This is a genomic window from Streptomyces hygroscopicus subsp. hygroscopicus, from assembly GCF_001553455.1.
Lineage (GTDB): Bacteria > Actinomycetota > Actinomycetes > Streptomycetales > Streptomycetaceae > Streptomyces > Streptomyces hygroscopicus.
The window spans coordinates 22,644-28,643 of record NZ_BBOX01000135.1; the positions used below are offsets into that span (position 1 = coordinate 22,644).

Sequence of the window (6,000 nt, forward strand, 5' to 3'; positions counted from 1 at the left end):
GGTGTGCGGGAGCGCCGGGCGGGGGCCGTGTGACCCCGCGCGCCGCCTCCTGGGTGGGGCGGGGGTGTGGTCCCGTGCGCTGCTCCCGGGTTGGGGTCTGTGTGCCGCCCCTGGGTGGGGGTGCGCCCCCCGTGCGTCAGCCTCTGGGTGAGGTGTGGCCCCGTGCTCCGGCCCCCGGGTTGGGGTCTGCGCGCTGACCTCTGGGTGGGGGTGTGGCTGCCCTGTGCGCCGCCCCCGGGCCGGGGCCTGTTCGCCCCCTGGGGGCGCCCCGTCCTCCGCCCCCGGGGTGGGGGTGCGACCCCCGTGCGTCGGCCCCTGGGTGGGGTGTGGCCCCGCGCTCCGGCCCCGGAGCGGGGGCGTGGTCCCATCCGCTGCTCCCGGGTTGGGGCCTGTGCGCTGCCCCCTGGGTGGGGGTGTGGTCCGTGCGCCGCCCCGGGTCGGGGGCATGGCCTCGCGTGCCGCCCCCGGGGCGGGCTGGCCGCCCCCGGCCGGGCCGCGCGCTCGGGTAACGAGTCGGTTTCCGCCGGTGATTTCCGCGAACAAGGGGTTGGCCCGAACGGGGGGCCTGGCTATCGTTCACGCACCTCACCCAATCGTTCGGCTGAACGAATAACCCCCGAACGAGCAAGGGCTGAACGCACACGGCAGACGAACGGGAAGGGCGCCATGTCCGAGACCTCCCACCGAACAGCCCCCGCGGCGGCCGGTATCCCGCGGCGGTCGGTCCTCACCGCGGCGGCGGCCGGCGGTGCGCTCGGCGGCTCCGCTCTGCTCACCGGCTGCTCGGGAGCCGCCTCCGCGTCCCCGTCGAGGGCCGTGCCCACCCGCGGCCCGACCGGGCGGCCCGACCGCGGCGGCACCCTGCGCATCGCCCGGCCGCCCGCCTCCGACGCCGAGACCCTCGACCCGGCCAGCGCGCTGTCCGCGTACGAATACCTCGGCGCGCTCTACAACCGCCTGGTGCGGATCGGGCCCGACGGCGCCGTCGCCCCCGACCTCGCCGAGTCCTGGGAGCCCGACCCGACCGCCCGCACCTGGACCTTCCGGCTGCGCCGCGGTGTCACCTTCCACGACGGCCGCGCGTTCACCTCCGCCGATGCCGCCTACACCCTGCGCCACATCCTCGACTCCACGACCGCCTCCCCCCAGGCCCCCGTGCTGGCCCCGCTGGTCGACCCCGGGCGGCTGCGCACCCCCGACGCCCACACCCTCGTGGTGCCGCTGAAGAGCCCGCACGCCGAGTTCCCCAGCCTGCTCACCCACTACAACTGCTATGTCGTCCCGGAGGGCAGCGCCCGCTCCATCGGCCGGACCGGCATCGGCACCGGCCCGTTCCGGCTCGCCTCCTTCACCGCCGCCGGGCCCGGCCGGGTCACCGCCTACCCGGACCACTGGGCCGGGCGCCCGGTCCTGGACGCCATCGACTTCTTCTCCGTCGCCGATATGCAGGCCCGCTCCAACGCCCTGCTGGCCGGCCAGGTCGACCTGCTCTCCCAGACCAATCTCGACTTCGCCACCGCCCGGGTCATCGCCGCCTCCGACCGCGCCACCATCGCCCGCGCCGAGAACGCCCAGTGGTACGTGCTGCCGATGCTCACCACCGAGAAGCCCTTCACCGATGTGCGGGTGCGGCAGGCGATGAAGCTCGCCTACGACCCCGCCCACGTCCTGAAGGTCGCCCTCCAGGGCGCGGGCACACCCGGCTGGGACAACCCCGTCCCGCCGAACGACCCCCACCACCACGCCGCCCACCCCGCCCATGACCCCGAGAAGGCCCGGCACCTGCTGAAGAAGGCCGGACACGAGCGGCTGGCGGTGGACCTCTACACCTCCTCCTACGACCCGATCTTCACGCCCATGGCCCTCGCCTACCAGGAGTCGGCCGCCCGTGCCGGTATCCGGATCCGGGTCAGGACCGCGGCCGCCGACTCGTACTACACCCAGATCTGGATGAAGAAGCCGCTCATGGCCACCTACTGGTACACCGGGCGCCCCGTCGACCAGCTCCTCAACCAGGTCTTCCGCAGCGGTTCCTCGTACAACGAGACCGCCTGGTCCGACAAGGAGTTCGACGCGCTCCTCGACCGGGCCCGCCGGGAGACCGACGGACGCCGCAGGGACGAGCTGTACGGGCAGGCGCAGACCCTCGTCGTCGAGCGGGGCGGGGCCATCACCCCGATGTTCGCGGACCGGCTCGTCGGGATCTCCCGCACGGTGCGCGGCTACGCCGAGCACGGTTTCGAGTTCGACTACCTCGGCATCGGGCTGAAGGGGGCATGAGGGGCGTGCTCTCCTTCCTCCTCCGCCGCGTGGTCTCCGCGCTCGGCACCCTGCTGCTCTCCTCGGTCCTGGTCTTCCTGGCCGTCCAGGCACTGCCCGGGGATGTCGCCACCCAGGTGCTCGGCAGGGACGCCACCCCCGACGCGGTCGCCGCGCTGCGCGACCGGATGGGTCTCGACCAGCCCGCCTGGGAGCGGTACGCCGACTGGATCACCGGTGCGCTGCACGGCGACTTCGGCACCTCGCTGGTCACCGCCGAGCCGGTGGGCGGCGAGGTCTCCCAGTACCTCGGCAACTCCGCCCTGATCGCCGTCGTCACCGTCCTCTTCGCGGTCACCGGGTCCCTCGTCCTCGGCGTCGTGGCCGGGCTGCACCGCGACCGCTGGCCCGACCACCTGATCTCCACCGTCGCCCTGATCGGGATGAGCGTCCCCGAATTCGTCGTGGCCACCGTGCTGGTGCTGGTCTTCTCCGTCACCGTGCCGGTGCTGCCCGCCGTGGTGCTGTACGGACCGGGCGCCGGCACCGGACAGCTGCTCCCGGCGGTCTGGCTGCCCGCCGCCTCGCTCGCGGTCGTGATGGCCGCGTACATCGTGCGGATGGCCCGCACCTCGGTGATCGACGTCATGGCGAGCGAATACGTCACCACCGCCCGGCTCAAGGGGCTCTCCACCTGGCGGGTGGTCACCCGGCACGCGCTGCCCAGCGCCCTGCTGCCCACCCTCCATGTGATCGCGCTCAATGTCGCCTGGCTGGTCGGCGGCGTCGCCGTGGTCGAGAACGTCTTCAACTACCCCGGCATCGGCAAGCTGATGCTCTCCTCCGTACAGAACCGCGATCTGCCGGTCATCCAGGCCATCGCCCTCATCAGCGCGGTGGTCTACGTCGTCTGCAACCTCGCCGCCGACCTCGGCGCGATGGCCCTCAACCCCAAGCTCCGCACCCGAGGAGGGAGGATCCGATGAGCTCCGTGAGGACACCCGCGGGCGCGGCCCCGGCCGCCGTGCCGCCCGCGCCCGTCCGGTCCGGTTTCGCCGCCCGCGCCTGGCGCACCGTGCGCTCCTCCCGCCCCGCCGCCATCGGGCTCGCGATCGTCGCCGTCCACGCGGTGGTCGCGCTGCTCGCCCCGCTGCTCACCCCCTACCACCCCACCGTGGGCGACGCCTCGCACGCGCTGCTCGGGCCGGGCGCGGACCACTGGGCGGGCACCGACGCGTACGGCCGCGATGTGCTGGCCCGGGTGCTCTACGGCGGGCGGTACGCGCTCGGCGTCTCGGTCGCCGGGACCGTGCTCACCGTCGCGCTCGGCACCGTCCTCGGCTGTGCGGCGGCGCTGCGCGGCGGCTGGCTGGACGATGTGCTGATGCGGGTGCTGGACGCGGTGCTGTCCATCCCCTCGATCCTCGCCCTGCTGGTCATCGTCACCGCGCTGGGCACCGGCCCCGCGGTCATCGTGCTGGCCGTCGCCGTGGTCTACGTCCCCCAGGTGGTGCGGGTGGTGCGGGGCGCGGCGCTGGCCGTCGTCCCCGCCGACTACGTGACCGCGGCCCGCGCCCGCGGCGAGCGGACCTGGTCGATCCTGCGGCGCGAGGTGCTGCCCAACATCACCGATGTGGTGTGCGTCGAGTTCGCGATGCGCGCCTCCTGGGTGGTGCTGCTGATCAGCTCGCTGTCGTTCCTCGGCTTCGGCGCCGATCCGCCCACCCCCGACTGGGGGTTGATGGTCTCCGAGAACCGCACCGCCATCACCGTCGTCCCGATGGCCAGCCTCGCGCCGATCCTCGCCCTGGCCACGCTGGTGGTCGGGCTCAACCTGGCGGCCGACGGCCTGTCCAAGGCGTGGGGCGTCGACCGGATCCGGGAGGGCTCCTGATGACCGGGACCCCGTTGAACCCCTCGGCCTCGCCGACCCCTTCGACGCACTCCTTGACCCCTTCGACCCCTTCGGCGTCCCCGGTGTCCCCGGCGGCCTCGGCGTCCCCGGCGGCCCCGGTGTCTTCGACCCGTGCGATCGTCTCCGTGGACGCGCTGTCCGTGGCCTACCGTTCGGGCGGGCGCGAGGTGCCCGTCGTCCACGAGGTGTCGCTGGAGGTGAGCCCCGGCCGGACGCTGGCCCTGGTCGGCGAGTCGGGCAGCGGCAAGTCGACGGTCGCCGCGACCCTCCTGGGGCATCTGCGGCACGGCTCGCGGATCACCGGCGGACGCGTCGCCGTCGACGGCAAGGACGTCTTCGGGCTGTCCGCGCGGGAGTTGCGGCGGCTGCGCGGCGGTACGGTCGCGATGGTCGCACAGAACGCGGGCCACGCCCTGACCCCCTCCATGCGGATCGGACGGCAGATCGAGGAGGCGGGCGGCGAGGTGCCCGTCGCGGACCTCCTCGCCCAGGTCCGGCTGGAGCGCCCGCGCGAACTCGCCCGCCGCTATCCGCATGAACTCTCCGGCGGACAGCAGCAGCGCGTCGCCATCGCGATGGCCATCGCGGCCCGCCCCAAGGTCCTCGTCCTGGACGAGCCCACGACCGGCCTCGATGTGATCACCCAGCGCGGGGTGCTGGACCTGATCGGGGCCCTGCGCGACGAACTCGGCCTCGCCGCCGTCCTGGTCAGCCATGACCTCGGCGTGGTCACGCACATGGCCGACGAGGTGTGCGTGCTGCGCGCCGGACGGGTGGTCGAGGCCGCCCCCACCCGGCGGCTGTTCGCCGCCCCCGCCGACCCCTACACCCGGCGGCTGCTGGCCAGCGTCCCGAGGATCGCGGACGCCGGGCTCGCGCTGGTGGGCGAGGACGGCACCCGGGAGATCCGGCCGAGGGCCGAGGTGCCGGCGGACGCGGACGCGGCGGTGGACGTACGGGAGGTGACGATCGACTACGGCGCCAGACGCGCCGTCCACGGGGTGTCCTTCAGCGTACGGCGCGGTGAGGTACTGGCCCTGGTCGGCGAGTCCGGCAGCGGCAAGTCCACCATCGCGTGGTCGCTGGCGGGGCTGCGGGCGCCCTCGGGCGGGACGATGACGGCCACGGCGGACGGCGGGGGCGACCTCGGCGTGCCGTCGCGCAAACGCCCCCTCGCGCTGCGGCGCAAGGTCCAACTGGTCTTCCAGAACGCCGACACCTCGCTGAACCCGCGGCGTTCGGTGGGCGACGCGGTCCGGCGGCCCCTGCGGTTCTTCGGCACGGCGGGGTCCAGGGGCGAGGCGGCGGCGCGGGCGCGGCAGCTGATCGCCGACGTCCGCCTCGACGCCGACCTCGCCGACCGGCTGCCCGCCCAGCTGTCGGGCGGCCAGCGCCAGCGGATCGGGATCGCGCGGGCGCTCGCCGGGGAGCCGGACGTGCTGATCGCGGACGAGATCACCACGGCGCTGGACGTGTCCGTACAGGCCGAGGTGTTGCGGCTGCTGGACGATCTGCGGCGCGAACGCGATCTGGCCTGCCTGTTCATCAGCCATGACCTGGCGGTGGTGCGCGGGATCGCGGACCGAGTGGTGGTGCTGCGGCACGGGGTGGTGGTGGAGGAGGGGCCGACGGAGGCGGTCTTCGCCGCCCCCGGCCACCCGTACACCCGCCAGCTGATGGCCGCCGCCCTCGAACCCGACCCCGACGCGGAGGACGCCGCGGTCCCGGCCGACGACTGGACCGACGCGGCGGAGCCGGGCGCCGTCTGGGACGAGCTGGACGGGGGACACCGGGTGCGGCGCTGGCGGGCGGCGGATGGGTGAGCC

The 6,000-nt window shown here is 74.4% G+C and carries 4 protein-coding genes; all 4 read left to right on the forward strand.

Features of this window, described 5'->3' with window-relative positions; translation table 11 throughout:
* Positions 1-666: 666 nt before the first annotated feature.
* The 4 genes from AXW62_RS15950 (at position 667) to AXW62_RS15965 (ending at position 5,997) form a co-directional block, all read left to right on the forward strand.
* The gene (locus AXW62_RS15950) at positions 667-2,280 is read left to right on the forward strand and encodes an ABC transporter substrate-binding protein (protein WP_060945136.1); all 1,614 of its coding nucleotides are present in this window, start codon (positions 667-669) and stop codon (positions 2,278-2,280) included.
* 5 nt (positions 2,281-2,285) lie between these two features.
* Complete coding sequence (locus tag AXW62_RS15955) at positions 2,286-3,245, forward strand: ABC transporter permease (protein ID WP_060945137.1); 960 nt, start codon at positions 2,286-2,288, stop codon at positions 3,243-3,245.
* Positions 3,242-4,153 carry an ABC transporter permease gene (locus tag AXW62_RS15960; RefSeq protein WP_060945138.1) on the forward strand — a complete coding sequence of 304 codons (912 nt, stop codon included), beginning with the start codon at positions 3,242-3,244 and terminating at the stop codon, positions 4,151-4,153. Before AXW62_RS15955 ends, AXW62_RS15960 begins: the two co-directional genes overlap by 4 nt.
* Positions 4,154-4,272: 119 nt before the next feature.
* Positions 4,273-5,997 carry a dipeptide ABC transporter ATP-binding protein gene (locus AXW62_RS15965; protein ID WP_060945144.1) on the forward strand — a complete coding sequence of 575 codons (1,725 nt, stop codon included), beginning with the start codon at positions 4,273-4,275 and terminating at the stop codon, positions 5,995-5,997.
* Positions 5,998-6,000: the final 3 nt, after the last annotated feature.

Coding starts and splice junctions, on each gene's coding strand:
- AXW62_RS15950 (WP_060945136.1), top strand. CDS start 667: ATGTCCGAGACCTCCCACCGAACAGCCCCCGCGGCGGCCGGTATCCCG.
- AXW62_RS15960 (WP_060945138.1), top strand. CDS start 3,242: ATGAGCTCCGTGAGGACACCCGCGGGCGCGGCCCCGGCCGCCGTGCCG.